Source organism: Polynucleobacter sp. Latsch14-2, from assembly GCF_018881925.1.
GTDB lineage: Bacteria > Pseudomonadota > Gammaproteobacteria > Burkholderiales > Burkholderiaceae > Polynucleobacter.
In genome coordinates, this window is sequence record NZ_JACVPL010000003.1 from 239177 (window position 1) to 258842 (window position 19666).

General features: G+C 44.1%; 21 protein-coding genes. 5 read left to right on the top strand and 16 right to left on the bottom strand.

Features of this window, described 5'->3' with window-relative positions; all coding sequences use genetic code 11:
- Window positions 1-5: 5 nt before the first annotated feature.
- From ICN46_RS04980 to ICN46_RS04995, 4 genes are read right to left on the bottom strand one after another with little or no spacing between them, the layout of a single operon-like run.
- The gene (locus tag ICN46_RS04980) at window positions 6-740 is read right to left on the bottom strand and encodes an ABC transporter substrate-binding protein (protein ID WP_216205357.1); all 735 of its coding nucleotides are present in this window, start codon (window positions 738-740) and stop codon (window positions 6-8) included.
- 27 nt (window positions 741-767) lie between these two features.
- Window positions 768-1526 (bottom strand): MBL fold metallo-hydrolase, encoded by a 759-nt coding sequence (locus tag ICN46_RS04985; protein WP_216205359.1) that lies wholly within the window; start codon window positions 1524-1526, stop codon window positions 768-770.
- A gap of 29 nt (window positions 1527-1555) precedes the next feature.
- Entirely contained in the window at window positions 1556-2551 is a 996-nt protein-coding gene (locus tag ICN46_RS04990) for a Bug family tripartite tricarboxylate transporter substrate binding protein (RefSeq protein WP_216205362.1), read from the bottom strand.
- A 3-nt stretch (window positions 2552-2554) separates the two neighbouring features.
- On the bottom strand, window positions 2555-3598 hold the full coding sequence (locus ICN46_RS04995; protein ID WP_216205365.1) for an Ldh family oxidoreductase: 1044 nt from the start codon (window positions 3596-3598) through the stop codon (window positions 2555-2557).
- Between the two features lie 332 nt (window positions 3599-3930).
- Between ICN46_RS04995 and ICN46_RS05000 the strand changes: the two genes are divergently transcribed.
- On the top strand, window positions 3931-4839 hold the full coding sequence (locus ICN46_RS05000) for a LysR family transcriptional regulator (RefSeq protein WP_216205368.1): 909 nt from the start codon (window positions 3931-3933) through the stop codon (window positions 4837-4839).
- A gap of 35 nt (window positions 4840-4874) precedes the next feature.
- On the opposite strand, the gene ICN46_RS05005 is transcribed toward ICN46_RS05000, so the two are convergent.
- From ICN46_RS05005 to ICN46_RS05020, 4 genes are all read right to left on the bottom strand, one after another.
- A complete protein-coding gene (locus ICN46_RS05005) occupies window positions 4875-6269 on the bottom strand; it encodes an MmgE/PrpD family protein (RefSeq protein ID WP_216205371.1) in 1395 nt (464 codons plus the stop codon).
- Window positions 6270-6284: 15 nt separating this feature from the next.
- Window positions 6285-7259 carry a Bug family tripartite tricarboxylate transporter substrate binding protein gene (locus tag ICN46_RS05010; protein ID WP_216205374.1) on the bottom strand — a complete coding sequence of 325 codons (975 nt, stop codon included), beginning with the start codon at window positions 7257-7259 and terminating at the stop codon, window positions 6285-6287.
- Window positions 7260-7283: 24 nt separating this feature from the next.
- Window positions 7284-8489, bottom strand: a complete 1206-nt coding sequence (locus tag ICN46_RS05015) for an alpha/beta hydrolase family protein (protein ID WP_216205376.1) — start codon at window positions 8487-8489, stop codon at window positions 7284-7286.
- A gap of 312 nt (window positions 8490-8801) precedes the next feature.
- Window positions 8802-9245 carry a cupin domain-containing protein gene (locus ICN46_RS05020; RefSeq protein ID WP_216205379.1) on the bottom strand — a complete coding sequence of 148 codons (444 nt, stop codon included), beginning with the start codon at window positions 9243-9245 and terminating at the stop codon, window positions 8802-8804.
- Between the two features lie 134 nt (window positions 9246-9379).
- Between ICN46_RS05020 and ICN46_RS05025 the strand changes: the two genes are divergently transcribed.
- Window positions 9380-10132: an SDR family NAD(P)-dependent oxidoreductase gene (locus ICN46_RS05025; protein WP_524538588.1), complete on the top strand. Its 753-nt coding sequence runs from the start codon at window positions 9380-9382 to the stop codon at window positions 10130-10132.
- Between the two features lie 16 nt (window positions 10133-10148).
- Here ICN46_RS05025 and ICN46_RS05030 read toward each other — a convergent pair whose 3' ends face one another.
- The 3 genes from ICN46_RS05030 to ICN46_RS05040 are packed head-to-tail and all read right to left on the bottom strand — an operon-like array spanning window position 10149 to window position 12120.
- Window positions 10149-10310, bottom strand: a complete 162-nt coding sequence (locus ICN46_RS05030; RefSeq protein ID WP_216205382.1) for a DUF2256 domain-containing protein — start codon at window positions 10308-10310, stop codon at window positions 10149-10151.
- 8 nt (window positions 10311-10318) lie between these two features.
- Window positions 10319-11854: a cryptochrome/photolyase family protein gene (locus ICN46_RS05035; RefSeq protein WP_216205385.1), complete on the bottom strand. Its 1536-nt coding sequence runs from the start codon at window positions 11852-11854 to the stop codon at window positions 10319-10321.
- Complete coding sequence (locus ICN46_RS05040) at window positions 11851-12120, bottom strand: TIGR03643 family protein (protein WP_216205389.1); 270 nt, start codon at window positions 12118-12120, stop codon at window positions 11851-11853. Before ICN46_RS05040 ends, ICN46_RS05035 begins: the two co-directional genes overlap by 4 nt.
- 60 nt (window positions 12121-12180) lie before the next feature.
- Here ICN46_RS05040 and ICN46_RS05045 point away from each other — a divergent pair, with 60 nt between their 5' ends.
- Window positions 12181-12528, top strand: a complete 348-nt coding sequence (locus ICN46_RS05045; protein WP_216205392.1) for an HNH endonuclease — start codon at window positions 12181-12183, stop codon at window positions 12526-12528.
- Between the two features lie 74 nt (window positions 12529-12602).
- On the opposite strand, the gene ICN46_RS05050 is transcribed toward ICN46_RS05045, so the two are convergent.
- The 5 genes from ICN46_RS05050 to ICN46_RS05070 form a co-directional block, all read right to left on the bottom strand.
- Window positions 12603-13256 (bottom strand): cupin domain-containing protein, encoded by a 654-nt coding sequence (locus ICN46_RS05050; RefSeq protein WP_216205393.1) that lies wholly within the window; start codon window positions 13254-13256, stop codon window positions 12603-12605.
- A gap of 451 nt (window positions 13257-13707) precedes the next feature.
- Complete coding sequence (locus ICN46_RS05055) at window positions 13708-14772, bottom strand: PLP-dependent cysteine synthase family protein (RefSeq protein ID WP_216205396.1); 1065 nt, start codon at window positions 14770-14772, stop codon at window positions 13708-13710.
- A gap of 8 nt (window positions 14773-14780) precedes the next feature.
- Window positions 14781-16325, bottom strand: coding sequence for a class I adenylate-forming enzyme family protein (locus ICN46_RS05060; protein WP_216205502.1), 1545 nt, complete (start codon window positions 16323-16325; stop codon window positions 14781-14783).
- Window positions 16326-16343: 18 nt separating this feature from the next.
- Window positions 16344-16775, bottom strand: a complete 432-nt coding sequence (locus tag ICN46_RS05065; RefSeq protein ID WP_216205399.1) for a PaaI family thioesterase — start codon at window positions 16773-16775, stop codon at window positions 16344-16346.
- Window positions 16776-16789: 14 nt separating this feature from the next.
- Window positions 16790-17794, bottom strand: coding sequence for a quinone oxidoreductase family protein (locus ICN46_RS05070; RefSeq protein WP_216205403.1), 1005 nt, complete (start codon window positions 17792-17794; stop codon window positions 16790-16792).
- Between the two features lie 183 nt (window positions 17795-17977).
- Between ICN46_RS05070 and ICN46_RS05075 the strand changes: the two genes are divergently transcribed.
- Together ICN46_RS05075 and ICN46_RS05080 are read left to right on the top strand one after the other, a co-directional pair.
- Window positions 17978-18436: an Lrp/AsnC family transcriptional regulator gene (locus ICN46_RS05075; protein WP_370625485.1), complete on the top strand. Its 459-nt coding sequence runs from the start codon at window positions 17978-17980 to the stop codon at window positions 18434-18436.
- 233 nt (window positions 18437-18669) lie between these two features.
- Window positions 18670-19659 (top strand): tripartite tricarboxylate transporter substrate binding protein, encoded by a 990-nt coding sequence (locus ICN46_RS05080; protein ID WP_216205409.1) that lies wholly within the window; start codon window positions 18670-18672, stop codon window positions 19657-19659.
- The last annotated feature ends 7 nt before the right edge of the window (window positions 19660-19666 follow it).

The following is a 19666-nucleotide window of genomic DNA, read 5'->3' on the forward strand; positions in this document are numbered from 1 at the left end:
GAAAATTAAATTAAGGGTGCTACCGATGCCCCTTGAATGTGATGTCTTTTCAATGCCTCAGCGACAAAATGATTCGCTTTCATTTCCTCAACAAATTGAGACAATAAAAGAGCGGCCTCTTCGCCTCGACTTTTTGGCAAGCCCATAGCTTGGTTAATCACCATAAAACGTCCCGGCAAAAGGCGCAGCCCAGGATTTTTAATGGCATCTGCTTGAAGTTGCTGGGTTACACCAGCCGCAACTTCATACCCACCCTCTAGAAATACATCCACCACGGTAGGTGATGTCGGTGCACGAACAATTTCTGCGGATTGGATTTCTCTTGCAAGAAATAGATCGTAAGCACTACCTTTACCAACGACTATACGATTTCCCTTGCTATCTACCTGATCATTTTGCTGAATCGCTGAATCATTTTTAACCAAATAAGATCCCTCAATTAATACATAGGCTGCTGTAAAAGCGATCCCTTCGCCACGTAGTGGATCAATAGCAAAAAAACCGATATCTGCCTGCTCTTGCGTTACAGCCTCTACTGACTTTCCAGCTGAATCAAAAACTACCAATTCAACTTCTAAACCCAATTGTTTCGCAAAGGCATTTGCCAAGTCGATTGAGACCCCAAAAGGCTTTCCAGAGACGGGATCCTTATTAGCCAAAATAGGATTGCCCACATTGATTGAAGCGCGTAGTTTCCCTGTGGGTGCAATTGTTTGAAGCAATTCTTTAGATGGAGTCATAAAAATAGGTATCAATACTGAAGAAGGTTAAGAAGAATGGGTTAAATCAATTAAATCTGAATGCTCAATACTTTCAGTAAACCAAACACGAATACCAGCTTCACGCTCAGCCAAATAGCATGGTTGATCTTGACTATCTAATGCCATTGTTAAATCGTGGCCCGGAATTAATAGGTTACCTGGCCGTTGCTTCCAATACTGCCAGATCAACTCGATTGACTTGGCGCTTTCCTTGTCATCGTCAGTATCAACTACTTTTCTAGATAATAATTCTGCTCGATTCTTGGCAGAGTCGCCTGTAAATAAAATGTCATGTTCGCCATTATTAAGTACAAATAACAAATGGCCGGGGGTGTGCCCAGGTACAGCATAAGCGTGAATTCCTGGAATGAACTCCTGGCCTGAAGCCACCCTCTCGACCCTTTTAGAAGTCGCCAATTCTTGTACATAAAGCTCGGGGAGAGGGTTAAAGCCCGGTGGTTGCATAGCAGCCCAGTCAATCTCAACTTGACCAATCCAAATCTTAGCATTCGGGAAAAGCGTGAAATTCACTACGTGGTCATAATGCGCATGAGTAAGCACAACATCAGTAACATCCGTAGGTGCAACCGAAAATTCATTGAGACGACGCTCTAACGGCTTTCGCATACCGAAGGCGCCTACATCGAGCAAGATGGTGCGGCCTTGACCTCGAATCAAAGTCACCGTGCTCCAACCTAAGCCGCCATGGCAGATGGCGCGCCCTGGAAACCCCTGAATCAATACATCAACTTGATAGCGATGCATACACACCTTTCAAAGTAATGAAGAGACATTTACTCGGCATTAATATGCGCATCCGTAATTAATTTTCCATAAAGGCGTAGATCGGATTGTATTTGGGCGGCAAATTCTGCCGGTGTCCCACCAACAATCTCATTGCCTCCATCATCTACCAAGCGACGAATCACTGCAGGTGACTTTAAGGCCTTGACGGCTTCAGCATTTAAACGACGAATGATTGCGGGATCAGTGCCGGCAGGCGCTAACAAACCCTGAAACTGGGTGATATTAAAACCCTTGTAACCTAACTCATTCATCGTGGGCAAATTCGGCATACCCTTACTACGGTTGATTCCCGAAACTGCAAATCCTCTTAACTTATTCGCCTTAATCATTGGAATACCAGTAACCAGTGGCTCAAATGTAAATGTCAATTGGCCGCCGAGTAAATCCGCTAACGCTGGCGCTGCACCTTTATATGGCACATGGGTAAATTCTGCATTAGCCAAAAGCCCAAATAATTCACCGGCTAAATGGCCCCCGCCACCTATACCAGTTGACCCATAGCTAAACTCTTTAGGCTTAGCGCGCGCACCGGCCACTAACTCACTAATATTCTGAATCGGTGATGCATATGGCACCGCTAATACATACTGATAAGTAATCAGCGTGCTGATTGGGGAAAAGTCTTTGATAGGATCAAATGGTACTTTTTTATATAAAACAGGATTAATTACCAAGGGGCCACTAGCGGTCAGCAGCAATGTATAGCCATCAGGGGCTGCCTTGGCTACCATATCTGCCCCAATCGTGCCATTTGCACCAGGCCTATTCTCAACAATCACTGCTTGCCCCATGCTATCGGACATGGACTGTGCAACTAGTCGCGCAGTGATATCTGCTGCTCCACCCGCTACATAAGGAACAATCATTTTGATTGCCCTATTGGGGTAGCCGGCAGTTTGTGCAACGGCACATTGAAGGCTTGCAAGCATTGCGCCTAAGGACAAGAGTGCGCAAATTAATCGCGCCCAAAAGAGTGCTTTCATTTTTTATTCTCCAGCGTAATGCCTTAATAAATCTAAAGTCTCAGAACTCATTTCAATTCCATGTTTGCGCTGCTTTTCCAGCTTGGCTAATTCAATCATGCCAGGAACAATCACCGGCTTATCTGCATCTGCAGGAGGACTATCCGTCAAGATCTTAGCAAAGTCGACCATACGCTCACTTAGCCACTCGCTTGAACCTAAACGTTTGGTATCGATCAGAATAAAAAAGTGTCCAAGATTCTGAGGCTCGTCAGGAGCGTCTTGCCAAGATTTGATATGCGTCAAGTAACCAGCATTAGAGAGAAGACCCGCGAATAGATCGACCATTAAGGCCAAGCCATATCCCTTATGTCCACCTATCGGCAGCAAGAATCCATCTAGAGCAGCCTTGGGATCCGTTGTTGGATTGCCTTTCGCATCTGTACCCCAGGTATTTGGAATCTGTTCACCACGCTTGAAGGCATTTCTAATTTTTGCACGCGCCACTACACTCATTGCCATATCCAATAAAAACGGAGTGCCGTTGGGGTTGGGAACTCCAAAACCTAATGGACTATTTCCCAAACGAGCATCCGATCCGCCCCATGGCGCAATAGTAGTTGTGGCATTGCTGCCGATAATGCTTGCAAAACCCTGCTCCGCAGCAATCAATGAATAGGGAGAAATTGGGCCAAAGTGGTTACTACCACGAGCAAAGGCAACCGCAATTCCAAACTCTTTTGCAGCCTCAATCGCTGCATTGAGAGCGCGTATGCCAACTACAGGACCAACTCCGTTGTCGCCATCGACCCCAATCATGGCAGGCGCTAAACGCTCTATTTGAATATTTGGCTTTGCATTAATTCCGCCGATGCGGAGGCGATCCCCATAGGACTCAATACGACTCAAACCATGAGTAGACAAACCAAAAAGATCTGCAAGCATCAAAATTCGAACCAGATCATCTGTATCTTTTTCATTCATACCAAGACTCTGAAAAGCACGCTTAGCTAAAGCCTGCAATTTGGCTTCTGCAATGATCTGGTTGGTCTGATTTTTAGTGCTCATGGCTATCCTTAGATGTACGAATGACTTTTTAAATATGGGTCAAAAAAGAAATAGCGATGACTTGCAGTCAACCTCCTGGAACCCGATTCATTTCGTCCAAGCTAAATGACAATTGCAATGGATCCATGGCTGTTACGTGGCTTACGATAACCACGATAGGCTCTCAAAATTTGTCTCCTCCATTACTCATGGAGATTCCAGCTTTTAATAACGCTCACTGCAAATGCGCTATTTGTTTTTTATTTATATCAGCATGATCAGCTAAATTAATATTAGTGTAAAGTGCAAATATCTGATTAATACTTGCGTTAAACACAATAATAGAGAGCGCCATGAATTTTGACCTTGCAGACCTTCGGGCTTTTTTGGCGGTATCAGACCTAGGAAGCTTTAGGGCTGCCGCAGAAATACTCCATCTCTCCCAATCAGCCGTATCCCGCAGGGTTGATAAATTGGAAGATGCCCTAGGGGTTGAATTGCTAACGAGAACGACACGCAAAATTGAGCTCACCACTATCGGGAGAACTTTTGTTCATAAAGCCCGAAATGTCATGCTGGAACTGGAGAGTGCACTGATCGGTATTCAAGATGTGGCAGAACGGTTATCAGGTGAAGTAACTTTAGCCTGCGTTCCATCAGCAGTAGGCCACTTTTTGCCTTCTGTATTTGATGAATATCACAAACGCTATCCAGGGATTCGTATTCGTGTACTAGATGAATCATCGAGCGATGTGCTGCTTGCCGTTACACGAGGGGATGCAGATTTCGGGGTGACTTATGTAGGCACGCAAGAGGCTGATATTCATTTTCTCCCTTTAATTGAGGAAGCATTTGTTCTTGCTTGCCCCAATCACCACCCACTTGCTAAATCGAAAGTAGTTACCTGGAGTGCCATTAAAGAGCATGGCTATATCGCACTAGCCCAAGGTAGCGGAAACCGATTTCTGATTGATCAAGCATTGGCTCGCTCACTAGAGCGTCCCCGCTGGTTCTGCGAAGTAAATCATGTACCAGCACTGGTAAGTCTTGTCATGGCAGGTTTGGGAGTGGGGGTTGTACCCCGGATGGCTCTCCCCCCAGATGGTCATGAGCAGCTAGTGGCAATTCCACTAGTCGAGCCCAAAGTGAGCAGAAAGCTAGGGTTAATTTCTCGGCGAGGGCGGCCTCTACCAGCAGCAGCGCAAATACTCTATGACATGCTAGTGAGTAAAACTATCAAAAAAAATTCGCGCCCCCGCTAAGCACTTTAAATACTTTACGCAGTCGGATTGCTTCTTTACTTTCTCAATGCAAACAATGGACCAAGATCCTGAAGTTGCTCGATCTTGTAAGCATATTCCAGCCAAGTTTTACATTCAGCTTCGCCTAGCATTGCGGAACTAAGCGCCAAGAATCGCTCTGCCACCTCATCGGTGCTCATTGGGTTTTGCGGGCAACCCTTAGGGCTGGCTACAAAATACTCCTGAGTGCTGCCGTCATGCAAATGCACAATAACCCTGCCAGAGACTGACTCACTCGTTGTGCGCTGTTCCACCTCCGCATCAACTACACAAACAGTGCGTTCACACAAATCCCAAACCAATGGATCCTTCAGGGCTAACTCATAATCATCAACTGAGAGAGCAAGCGGTCCTTGTTTAGTGGGCCCCATAATAAAAGCCATAGCAACCGCAAATGGAGTACTGAGTTGCGCCTGCTGAATATCAATGGGCTTATTCGATGCTAATTTACTCATCATGGCACCATGAACACCAATGGTGATGGACTTTATCTGATCGGCAGTAATTCCTGATTTGGATAAGGTGCCGGCTGCTTCAATTGCGGCCTGCATGCGTACACTTCCGACATGGGGTTTTAATGAAACCCATTCCGTTGGAAATTCTCGCTGTAAATTAGCTATACAAACTGCTGGATCAAATCGATCTGAGAAAGCGCGAGCAAAACCTTGACTTCCTTCAATAGCGTCATGTGGCCCGGTCAATCCAGCGTGTGCGAGTAAAGCAGCTTCCACTCCATTAGCCGCAGCTTTGCCTGCGTGAAAACGCTTGATATCTGAACCTGAAACAAAAAACTGTGAAAGGCCGCACGCAAAAGTTGCAGCAATACCTAAAGCATTGCTACATCCCTCGGGAGATAACTTTAATAAACGAGCGCATGCAGCTGCTGCGCCAAATGCGCCACACGTAGGCGTCCCCTGGAAACCACGCAAAGAGTGCTCTGGCTGTATTGACATTCCAATACGAATCGCCGTCTCATACCCAGCCAGAACTGCAGTAAGCAATTCCTCGCCCGAGCATTTCACAATCTCTGCCATAGCAAGAGCGGCAGGCCAAATCACAACGCCAGGATGAATAATGGCGGCTACATGTGAATCGTCCCAATCTAAGCTACCGGCGGCCACGCCATTAATAAACGCTGCTCGAGCAATATCCACTTTCGTATCTGCGTATATAACGCTGGCTTCTTGTGTCGATGCATGTGAACGATAAAGCTCTGTTACGGCATTTGTCCATGATCTATTTTGACCGGCTGAGGCCGCACGAAAATAATCAATCAATAAAATGGGAATCAGACTCTTTACTTTAGGACTTGCTTCAGACCACTGCAAAGTAGCTACAAATTTCCCCAATTGCTGGGTTACGGGAATGGCATGAGTAATAGCTTGATTCATATGTAGCAATAGATCCTAGTTGGTAGTGATGTTGCTGCTTTTAATGACTTTGCCCCATTTTGTAAAATCCGCCAGCATAAAGGCAGAAAAATCAGCGGGGCTGCCGCCTCCAACTTCAATACCCTCTTCAGCAAAACGCTTTCGCAACTCGGCAAACTTTAGTGCTTTATTCAATTCAATATTGAGACGATTCAGCACTTCGGGTGGCATATCGGCTGGACCAAAAAGACCCCACCATTGATTCGACTCAAACCCAGGCAGCCCAGACTCAGAAAGCGTAGGTAATTGCGGTGCAATTTTTATTCGTTTAGTGCTAGTTATGCCTAAGGCCTTGAGCTTGCCAGCTTTAATCATCGGTCCAACACTTGCGTAAGCGGCAAAGAGTAGAGAAACTTGACCGCCTGCCACATCAACTACGGCGGGGGCAGCACCCTTATAAGGCACATGCAAAAATTCAACGCCCCCAGCCTCTTGATAGAGCTCACCCGTGAGGTGGCTTAAAGTACCACTACCATTGGAGGCATAACTATAAAAACCTGGTTTTGCTTTTGCGGCAGCTAGTAAGTCCGCCGAATTTTTAAATGGTAAGGATGGGCTCACAACCAATACATTTGGGGAGTAGCCAATAAGCGCAATGGGTGTAAAACTTTTTATAGTATCGAAACCTAATTTCGGATTTAAATGCGGCGTAATCGACATTGTGCTGCTTGAAGCCAATAACAAGGTGTAGCCATCCGGTATGGCGCGCGCAACAAATTGTGCGCCGATGGCCCCTCCCGCCCCGGGCTTGTTATCTACAACAAATGAAGTCTTCAGCCCCTCAGTTAATTGCTGTGTTACTAGTCGCACAATCACATCGGCAGCCCCGCCAGGTGGAAATGGCGTCACAACCTGAACAGGTCGAGTTGGATAGTTTTGCGCCTGCGCTAGACCTGAAAAAACTAAGGTCAGCAGAATGACGCAAGACTTACATTTCGCAAATATTTTCATTTGATTTCTTTTGAATGGAATCCTCTATCGCTTCTTTGAGGCCTCAATCAAACGCAGCTCCCAAGGAATAATGATCTCAGTAAAAATCACTGGATCAGTCCATCCTTTTAGCTGACGACCCAAATGACCGCCTTGCGGATTGATCCAAGCATCTTTGGGAACATCACCAGAACGCATTAGCAACTCAATGTCAGAGATGGGCACCTGCGTATCCTTTGCGCCAGTCACTACTAGCATCGGTGCGGATGGCTGATTTAATAGACCTTGTGCCTTCAAAGACATTCTAGGCATTAACTTTGCCAAGTCATTCACATTGGAAGCACCCTCAAATACATTGATAAATGCTGGCGCCAAATCAAACAAATACTCGCGATTGCCTAGAGTATTTTTATATAAAAACTGTTTTTGGAAAAACTCATCCACTGGGGGTGATTGCGCAACTGAACCCAAGATTCGAGACTTTTCCCTAAACGCCAAATCGGTTGCCCAATAGCCGCCGAAACTCACTCCTGAAACCACAATTCGTGTTTTATCCATTTCTGGTTGCTGCGCCATGTAATCCAAAAGTGCAGAAAACATTCTTCCAGCGCCGGGGCCGACTTTAACTGGCGCTTGACCTGTACCTGGGCTATCTACAGCTAAGTACCCGATACCTTTATCCAAAACTTGTGAATAACTTTCTGCAACCGTTTCTTTCCGACTATCCAAACCACTAATTGCCAAGATCATTGGCACTGGCCCTGTTGCATTTTTTGGCATGCGCACATAGGCATGAATAAGCTTACCCTCAAATGGAATTTCAATGACTTTCATTGGGTTATCCAATGTCTTGCTGTACTTTGCATACGCCTCTAATGCATGCTCATAAGCAAGCTTTTTACCTGCGGAGTTTGGTACAGGCCATTGCGCAAAATAATATAAACGCCAAGCCTTTTTATATGCCTCTCCAGCCACCTTTGAGTCCGATGCTTGCTGTCCCATCTCCATGTACTTTGCAGCAACCTTACTAAAGCCGGCTGCCCAATCATCACGATCACGGGTATTGATATAAGAAAGAGCTTCCCTAACATCTTGAGGATTCAAGCCCCCCAAAGGATAGGCACCTTTTTCTGCGCGCAGAATGCTTTCCTGCTTGATTTCATCAATAGTGCGCTCATGGACCTGCGAAAAGACTGGCGCTACATAAATACAAGAAAGGACCATTGCAAAAACGGAGATAATCTTTTTCATAAGACCTCATTCAAATAAATGGAGTTAATTAATTTGGCACTGCGGAAATTGATGCTTCGTCTCAATACTAATAATTGTTATTTAGCACAATCTTAACTGAACTAGCGCATTGCCCAAACTAGGGGTCTTGAGGCCCTTAATTTCTAAGGATCAAGACTATTGCACTAAAAAAAATATAGGCCCTACCTTATGCATAAATAAAAACGACTTAGGAATTTCTCCCTAAGTCGTTGATTTCATTAATGAGCCAACCATTACCTTTCAGAATGCGGCGGCTATCTAGAGCTTGGCCCACTGCACGCAGAAGGTGAATTAGTCAACTGGCAGAATGGCGCTTGGCCCAGTGCCATAAAAATATAAGACCGCACCCTCACTTTTGGTAATCCCAAAATGCGGCGTATTCGCAGGCTCTGTAAAAAAGGTACCTGCAGTGTGGGCATGTAATTTACTTTCATCAAACTTATCGCCATAACCAATGTAGTGCACGCCAGACAAAACAACACCATAACGATCATCAGGGTGCTTGTGGGGCATGGCCTTGAGATTGGGAGCCCACTTAATTAGACTCAAATAAGGGCCAGGCTTATCTGTCCGTCCCAATATATCTGCAGATTCTCGTCCAGAAGGAGACATCTGCCACTTCAGGTCATCCAACTTAGTCAGCGTCACTCCAGGCGGTAATGCCGCCTCCCCTGCAAATGCACAACTCATGAAAAAATAGAATACAACTATCAAACCTCGTATTGGGTAGTTCACCAGCGTCTCCTTTTTTAATTAATTTAGCCATTCAGGCAGCTCAATATTAGTCTTTTTTTAAAAACCTGCGGGTAATCACTTGTCTGAATAAGTTGCTACCTGAGTGGAATAAGTAGTTCCCAGTGTTACGCGTTGTGAGCTTAAACTTGGCTAATGCTGAAATTGATATTCATACTCTTGAGAAAAAATTGATGGGATTGCTTCCAAACCCCTTTCGCGCACTTGTTCTTGGATCCTCTGGCGCTATTGGCTCAGCATTTATGGGCTTGCTTGAAAATAATCCATGGTGTTCGCAAGTAGTGGGTCTTCATCGCAGCTCGGAATATTCACTCGATTATCAGAACCCAGACTCAATAGAGTCTTGTGCCGTTGCACTATCTTGTCAAGCGCCCTTCCAACTCATCATTAATACAATTGGGCTTTTGCATACTAGTGACTGGATGCCTGAAAAGAGGCTAGATGATCTCAATACTCAGCAACTAACAGAATTATTGAAGATCAATGCCATTGGACCAGCACTAACAATCCGTCACTTCTCTAAGCTATTGGATCCAAAGCACAGCATCATGGTTACCCTTTCCGCCAAGGTCGGCAGTATTGAAGATAATCGTCTTGGCGGGTGGTACAGCTACCGAGCCTCTAAGGCTGCTCTCAATATGCTGATTAAAACCGCATCGATTGAACTAACTCGAACAAAGCCTAATACTGTGTTAATTGCAATGCATCCCGGCACAGTAAACTCAGCGCTCTCGAAACCATTTCGTGGCCAACAAATTGGTAGACCAGCAAACCTTGCAGCAAGCGATATGTTTCAGGTGATTAAGAATCTGAAAAAAGAAGACTCAGGAAGCTTCATCTCATACTCAGGAGAGAAATTACCCTGGTAAAAATGCAGTAGCCTCATTAGCCAACCACTTTAGGCGTCTTTTTCCTGCAAGCATCAGAGCAATATTTAATAGTCTCCCAGTTTTTATCCCAAGACTTTCTCCATGTCATTTCTTTTTTACAGATGACACAAATTTTGCTAGGCAGATAACTTTTATTACCCTTAAAAGTAGTGCTCATGTAAAACCCTAGAGATTATCCAAATTATTTAACAGATGCTCCGCATGCCCCACAATCAAAGCTTGATCCTCATCGCTAATTCTCTTGAGATTTGCCGTCATTAATTTTGTGCGCGGGCTAGATTCAAACTGGCTACGATGCTTAATTAAAAAATTCCAATATAAGGTCGTAATAGGACAAGCCACCTCTCCAAAGCGAACATCTGGCTTGTATTTGCAGGAGTCACAATAATTACTCATACGCTTAATATAAGCTCCGCTAGCAATATAGGGCTTGCTGGTAAAGCGACCTCCATTAGCAAACAAGGCCATGCCAGCAGTATTAGGGAGCTCTACCCATTCAATTGCATCAACATAAATTGCCAAGTACCAATCGCACACCTCTGATGGCAGAATTTCTGCAAGTAAGGCAAAGTTTCCAGTCACCATCAAGCGCTGAATATGATGCGCATACCCATACTGCAAGGTTTGACCGATGGCATCCTGCATGCAAGCCATATGGGTTTTCCCATTCCAATACCAACTTGGTAGCGCTCTTTGGTGTGCATAATAATTATCTTGAGCCATCTGGGGCATATCCAGGTAATACATACCCCTAACAAATTCTCGCCAACCTAATATTTGACGAATAAAACCCTCAATCGTGGCGATATCTAACGAGTACTTTGTCCAAGCAACTAGGACAGCAGAAATCACCTCGCGAGGATTTAATAGCTTTAAATTGAGCGAGCTTGAAAGGATCGAGTGCCAACCATAAGGAGTTTTGGTCCACATTGCATCCTGATAGACTCCGAAGTTTCGTAAACGGTACTCCACAAAATAATTTAAGGCCTCTAGGGCTTGTAAACGATTCACTGGCCACCAAAATTCCTCTATTGAACCAGGGTGGCTTGAATAATTCTTCTTTACGAATGTGATGACTTCTTGCGTAATCGAATCTGGTTCAAACATCACTGGTTCATCAATAATGCCGGGGCCTTTTTTTGAATACGGCTTGCGATTATCCTGGTCAAAATTCCATTGACCACCCTCTGGGTTTCCGTCAGCATCGACCAAAATATCATGGGTCTTGCGCATTAAGCGGTAAAAGTACTCTAGCCGCAACTCTTTCTTGCCTGCAGTCCAAGCAATAAATTCTTGATGGGAGCAAAAGAAGTGGTCATCCTCACGCATATCTAGGTGAAGGTCTAGCTCCTTAGATAGCACTTCAATCTGCTGCTTTAAGCGCCACTCACCAGGTTCAACACAGATTAGATGTGTAATCCGATCCTGGATCACTTTTTCTTTTAAGGCCTCAACGATTGATAGGTGCGAGCCTTGAATATACGTAAGAGGGTGATTGGACTCCTTGAGGCTTTTCGCAAAGTGCCGCATGGCTGACAAAAATAAGGCAATCTTAGCCTTATGAGACCAAACATACTGAGCCTCCGGAATGGACTCAACCATAAAAACTTCATCCGTCTCGAAATTAAAGTTTTTGAGTGCCGCACCATTTAAATCAAGCTGGTCTCCTAGAATTAAGACCAGTCTATTAGGAGAGTTCATTTATTTTTATATTGAGTTGGACAATATGCGCGTTCGACTAATTTACTGCGCAGGGCAACATGCTTAGTCGCCCTTCCGCTGACGCGTTCACGCCATAGCTTAAATGAACTTCTTTTAAGTTTATGGCGCATCAGCTCAATCACTTGGGACTCAGAGATGCCAAATGATTTTTCAATAGCATCAAATGGGGTGCGATCCTCCCAAGCCATTTCGATTAGGCGGGATATATCGGACTCAGAGAGTATATTGGGCTGAAATCTTGGCACTGTGCAAGTTTATGACTTATTTACTAAACTCGTACGACACCTCAAATTTAAAAAAATGTCATGATTGGAACAATACGTCGGAAACTGATTTCGCTATCGCCCACCCCTTACGTCCAAGCGGTTGATGTTGTGTGCCCGATTTGCAACCGCCCCATTCCAGAGTCTCAAAAAGACGCGCATCACCTGGTACCTAAATCCAGGGGCGGCAAAACAACGGAGTATCTGCACCGCATTTGTCATCGCCAAATTCATGCCCTCTTTACCGAGACTGAATTGGCCATGAAACTGAATACAGCTTCAGACCTTCAAGAGCATCCTGAAATGAAAAAATTTATACATTGGGTCAAATCTAAGCCCAATCACTTTTATGAAAAATCACGCAAAAGTGCTCGCCTCAAGGAAAGGTAGCCACCAGAAAAAATAGAGTTCGAAAGCAATACACCTTGAGGCAATGACCCAAACGCCTTGAAGCTCTAGGTGACTTACTCCAACAAATGCCCAGTCTTAACAAAGATAGTGCAACCTTCCTTACTGAATGGTTGATGCAAACTCATGTGCGGGCTTCTGATCCATGAGCCTGCAGGATAGCGCCCATGCTCATCTTCAAATACTCCATCAACAACAAAAATTTCTTCGCCGCCATAGTGCCTATGTGGGTTGAAATAGGTTTGAGGCGCCCAGCGAACCAGAGTTGATCCAGTTCCTTGTCGCATCAGCGGCATGACTGAAAGACCTGGCACCATACCCTGATGCCAAGGTGCTGTTTTAGTATCAATAAGCTCTCGGTCGACCTGATCTGGCCCAAGGTGGCGCAACTTCACAAAGAGCGTGCACCCAGACTTACTAAATGGGGCATGAGATGAACCAGGTGGGTTCATGATGTAAGTACCCGCCGAGTAGTCACCCGTCTCATCACTAAATATGCCTTCCAAAACGAGAATCTCTTCGCCTAATTCATGATGGTGCATTTTAAATTGAGCGCCTGGTTGATAGCAGACGATGGATGTTGCTTTTGCAACTTCATTACCCATGCGCTCAAGCATACGTCTTTCAACCCCCGGATTGGAACTAGCTACCCAAGGTAAGTCATGATGGTTTATCACGATCTTTTGGCTGTAATCAGAATTAATATTCATTTATTAAGCTTCAGTTATTTGAAAATATTTTAAAGAATGGCATTGAAACTAAATGCACACCTTAAATATAAAAACCTAGCCATCCTTAGTCAGGGTTATTTCTGGTGGGTCACCGGGACTTGAACCTAGGACCAAAGGATTAGGAGGGCAGAACTCAATGATAGGGCCATATAAAAAGTAGGTCTGCGGGTGGTCAGTGTCGGTGTATCAGCAAATTCATGGATTTAAGAGAAGAACTCAGTCGGCCCTTGGTTTTCTAAATCAAAAGGTTTCGGTGCAATGGCTAATAGCTGTCAATGGGCGACCTTGGAGTATTCTGACATATATCATCACGGCACATCATTCAAAAACTTCTGAATTCCGTTTTGAATCCGCTCTTAGTGGGATCACCAGAATTTGAACCTAAGACCAAAGGATTGGTGAGGGTGGATGCCCAAAGAAAACTAGTCGATCAAAATGTCTTGATTGAATTGCTCATATCTTTAAACGAATCTTCAACATCCCCAATGTGACTGGATATCCAGTTTTTATTATAAAAAGTATTTTGGTAGCGATCGCCACTATCGCAAAGCAGAGAGAGTATTGAGCCCTGAAGGCCGTTCTCTTTTAGTTCGCTGGCTAGCCTGAGCATAGCTACAAAGTTTGTGCCTGTTGATGGCCCAACTTTGCGGCCAAGAATATCACTTAGTATTTGCATTGATACAACAGAGTCTTTATCCTGAACGCGAATCATTCGGTCAATGACTGATGGAATAAAACTAGCCTCTGGCCTAGGCCTACCAATTCCCTCGATCCTTGAGCCTTCCGAGCGAAGTGTTTCATCCCCAGTTGAGTAATAATCCATAAATACGGAGCCCTCTGGGTCTGGAACGCAAACCTCAGTTGAGTGCCTTTGATATCGAATATAGCGCCCAATAGTTGCGCTAGTACCACCGGTACCAGCCCCCACTACAATCCACTTTGGAATTGGGTGCCTTTCAAAGGCCATCTGACTAAAGATACTTTGTCCAATATTGTTATTGCCTCGCCAATCAGTAACCCTTTCGGCATAAGTAAATTGGTCCATAAAATGGCCCCGGGTTTTGATAGCAAGATCCCTTGCAACCGCATAAACTTCACTAGAATGGTCTACCAAATGGCATGACCCTCCATAAAAATGCACGCGCTCCAGTTTCTCAGAGGATGTATTTTTTGGCATCACTGCGATGAATGGCAGGCCTAGCATATTCGCAAAATAAGCTTCACTAACAGCAGTTGAGCCGCTCGAGGCCTCGATTACAGTGATCCCCTCATCCAACCAGTTATGACATAGTGCATAAAGAAATAATGATCGTGCCAGACGATGCTTTAAGCTACCCGAAGGATGGGTTGACTCATCCTTCAGATACAAATCAATACCGTGATGACTGTAGTTTTTTAATGGGATTGGAATAATATGTGTATCGACACTTCGGCAAAAATCAGCTTCAATCTTATGGACTGCTTGATTAATCCAATCTTTTTTCGATGACTTCATAAATGACTTTAATCTCTGTTGGCTAAATTATTTTTCGCATCATTTTTTAAAAATATACGATCAATTTTATTTGTGGAAGCCAATGGGAGCGCATCTAAAAATACCACCCAACGAGGATGTTGGTAGGCCGGCCCATTCTCCAAACAAAAGGTTTTTATTTCTGATTCAGTAATCGTACTGTTTTGTTTTTTAACCACATAAGCAGCTGGTTTTTGACCTTTAATGTAATCCTCAACAGGCACTACTGCTGCAGCTTCAACGTCTGGATGTGACTCAAGAAGGCGCTCTACTTCAGTGGGGTAAATATTTTCTCCACCACAAACAAACATATCGTCACTTCGGCCAATGAAGTAGTAAAAGCCATTTTCATCTTTTCTAAAAAGATCGCCCGTACTGTAAAAGCCATCGGGTGTAAATGGATGCGGCAAAGGATCTCTTAGGGAGCTTTGATGATATCCAAGCATCACTCCTGGAGATTTCATTTGAAGAATACCTTGATCTGCTGGTAAATTATTTTCATCTACTAGACGCAGTTCTACCTCAGGATGAGGATAGCCAACGGAGATTGTTGGCTGCTCTAGTTGGTTAGGATGTACGCCAAAGACCACGGGCCCCGCCTCGGTAGTGCCGAAAGCATTCGTGACCTTAGTATGGGGAAGAGCTTCATGAATTGCCGCCAAAAGTTTGGGGGAGATAGGCGCTGAACCCATACGTAAAAATTCTACCGAGGATAAGTCTGCACTTTTGAGCAACTCTGTTTCTTGCAACATCATTGCAATCATTGGTGGGACAGCAGTTAGCCAAGTGCAGCGATACTTTTCTGTTGCTTTGATATATTGCTTGGCATCAAATTGTGGCAGAAGAATAATTTGAGCATGCGCAAGAATTGCTAGCTTGGTGAGAGCTAAGGCGTTCATGTGATACAAAGGCGCAGCAATTAAAAAGCGATGATGTGACCAATTATTTTTTCCAAGGCGTGTTTTTGCAACCCATACATGACTTTGGTGGCTAAGCATGACACCTTTGGGTTTGCCTGATGAGCCTGATGTATACAAGATCATTGCAACTTGATCAGGTTTAGGAATAATCGAGCTATAGGGTCCGGGATTGATAAAGCCATCAAATCCCTCAGAATCGTTTTGATCAAAGACAATTTTGGGAATTGTTACGGGAGCATTGCATGCCCTTAAGGCATCACAAAAAACCAATTGAGCGCCTGAGTCTGCAAGCACAAAATCAATCATTTTCTGTGGAAATTTATAATTTACTGGGACTGCAACTAGTCCAGCTCTCATAATTCCAAATAAACACGCAATGAATTCTGCTCGATTCGCTGAGAGAATGGCAACGCGGGTGCCCGCTGGTAGCGCTTGCGCCTCTAATCCTCGCGCAACGGCGTTAGCCATCTCATCGAGTTGCCCATAGGTAAACTCTCGCGGTGCTAATTCACTTACAGGATTCTCACCAAGATTGCTACCTAGATAGCCACCTAGATCAATTAGCGCGACTTGATTTGGGTCTCGGTCGCGCCTAAATAAATCCCCTAAATTCATAGAATCCAAATTAACTCTCTAAGCTTTTGGTGGTGGTGGCGGTGCAGTTGAGTAAACGCCTCTTCCGCTAGCGCACAACACTCCATCTTTGTCATAAATCATGGCTTCTGCAACGCTAAATTGACTTCCAAATTTAATCACCTTGCCTTTGGCAATTAAATTACCAGGCATAGCAGCACGATGGTAGTCAACACGCATGTCAATGGTGGGAACACCTCGACCTGTTTTAGAAACCAAAGCCCAGTCGGCGGTAAGGTCGACAAGGGCCGCCAAAATACCACCATGGGTATATTGACGATCAGGATTCACAACCCATTCTTCGCGCCAAGTTGCCTCTATTTCGATAGCGCCTTCAGTCACTGCGAGAACTTTCAATCCCAACCACTGATGAAATGGGCCGCGTTTTAATTTTTCTTCAACTTCTTGAGCTGTAATCATTGGAGTAGACATATTGAGCGCCTTAATTATGGGGTAATAACAACTTTGCCAAGAACTTCTCTATCTTGGATTAATCGTAAGCCTTCACTTGCTTGTTCAAGCGGAAGAATTTTATCAATCATTGGCTTAATTTCACCTTTTGAGATCATGTCCATTAGAGCGGTGAGATTTTCCATATAGAAACTGTTTGAGCCAATGATTTGAAGCTCAAAACTCCAGATAAAACGTAAATCCTCTTTCGGGTCATGCCCAGCAGTTGCACCGCAAACTAATAATTTGCCACCGCGCTTGAGACAGCGTAAAGATGGCACCCAAGTATCGCCACCAGTGAAGTTAATAACAACATCTACCCCTCCTTCGTAATTGCGGCGCTGTGGTTTGCCATATTTTTCTATAGCCCATTTAGAAAAGTCGACTTCTTTATAGTTAATGACTTCATCTGCACCAATTTCTTTGAGACGCTCTAGTTTTTCAGCGCCGCCAGCACATGCGATAACTTCAGCACCTAACTTTTTAGCAAGAATCACACAACCAGTGCCAACACCGCCTGATGCTCCAAGGATAAGAACACGATCACCTTTTTTAATCGTATTGTGGGTTATCAACATGCGATGGGCAGTGCCATACGCGACTGGTAATGAGGCTGCTTCAGCAAAAGATACAGCGTCAGGCATTTTGATCAACTGTTCCGCAGAAACGAGACAATACTCCGCCATTCCGCCGTCGAGCATTTCACCCATTAGCCCCTTAGTTTTATTTAAGGGATTTACCAAGACTCGGTCACCTACATTCCAGCCTGTAACTTGACCACCGATTTCGGTAATCGTTCCAGCGAAGTCGAGTCCAATCACAACTGGCAAAGGAACTTTGATGCCGGGCATCCCTTTGACAGTAAAGACATCATGGTAATTAAATGAAGATGCCCCCACTTTAATAATGACATGGCCATCTTGCACGACAGGCATTGGGTAATCGGAAACGCATTTTAGATTTTCGAGGCCACCATGCTGGCTAAGTACCAAGGCTTTCATAATTTTGATTTCTCCAGAGGATTAAATTTGAATTGAAATATTAGACGATGCGTAAGAAGTTGAAATATAGCTTTAAGCCTATCTAACTGACTTTTAATCATCATAGTGCAACTGATGAAAAAATAATTGCTAATTTTATCAATTTCAGTAATTTTTTTAGTATATATTTCTAATATTATGAAAATAGATAAGATAGATTTCCAAATACTGTCGATTCTGCAACAAGATTGCACCCTCTCAGTTGGGTCAGTTGCTGAAAAGGTCGGTTTATCCGTTACCCCCTGTTGGCGGAGGATGCAACGACTTGAGGATGATGGCTATATCCGCAAGAAGGTAGTCTTGCTGGATGCCCAAAAATTAAATGTTGGCGTAACAGTTTTTGTTGCGATAAAAACCAGTGGGCACAATCAAGCATGGTTTGAGAAATTCCAAGCTGCAGTAATGCTACTGCCTGAGGTAGTCGAGTTTTACCGAATGAGCGGTGACATGGACTATCTATTACGCGTTGTGGTTCCGGATATTGCTGGCTATGATGCAGTCTACAAAAAATTAATTAAAACAGCGGATATCTTTGATGTGAATTCTAGCTTTGCTATGGAGCAAATCAAATACACTACCGCGCTGCCCTTGAATTTCTTATAAAAGCAAGCTAAGGCTACTCAAATTCCATAGCTAAAAATTCACTGGGGTTTTTATTTTTCTTAAGCTATAAAAAATCAGTGCACAATCAATTGAAAAATGATTTAATGGATTCAAGCAATCGTATTGGTAAATTCGTATCGCAGAATGATGAGTAATGTAAGGTAAATTTAACCAAATTCAAATCTTATAGCGAGTGTTTTTTAGCATTTTAATTTTTTAGAAAATAATCCTAAATGAACAAAAATACTTGGATACGCCGCTCGATTTTTTGGAGTACTTTTACACTCATATCACTCATATCTTTTGGATTAGCGGCACAGCCAGCCGGTTACCCCAATAAGCCTATCAAGTTAATAATTCCCTTCCCGCCAGGCGGACCAGCTGATGGCATTGGAAGATCAATGGCTGCAGCGCTATCTAGCTCAATTCGGCAAACAGTTTTCGTTGAAAATAAGGGTGGTGCTGGCGGAGCAATTGGCGCTGAAATGGTAGCGCAATCCCCAGCCGATGGTTACACCTTAATGCTTCTGCCATCAGCGTTAGTTGCTAATGCCTCTTTGTACTCCAAACTACCCTTTAGCGTGACCCGCGATTTTGCATCCGTTTCTGGATTGGCACAATTTCCTTTGATACTTGTTACGAATTCATCGATCCCAGTAAAGTCTGTACAAGAATTAATTAACTTAGCAAAAAGTAAGCCCGGGCAACTTAATTTTGCATCAGCAGGTTCTGGTGGTGGAGCTCACTTAGCTGCGGAAGAATTTAAGTATCTCACCGGCGTCAGTATGGCGCATATTCCTTATAAAGGAACTGGTCCAGCAGTAACGGATACCTTGGGCGGTCAAGTTAATTTAATGTTTGCCTCGGTAGAGTCCGTCATTGAATTTATTAATGCAGGTAAATTAAGGCCGCTAGCAGTTACGAGCGCTAAACGGATTTCTGTTTTGCCAGAAGTACCCACCATGATTGAGGCTGGCGTCAAAGGCTATGAAATGGAATCTTGGTTTGCTGTGGTTGCGCCTGTAGGCGTGCCGCGTGACATTATTGAATACTTAAGTAAAGAGCTCGGCCTTATTTTGAGAAGCCCAGACTTTATTGCAAAAGTAAAAGCGCAGGGCGGTGAGGTTCTTCAATTGAACGCGTCCCAACTTACTGATTTCACAAAAACAGAAACGATACGGTGGGAAAAAATGATCAAAGCCACCGGTGCTAAACTCGATTAAACATTCA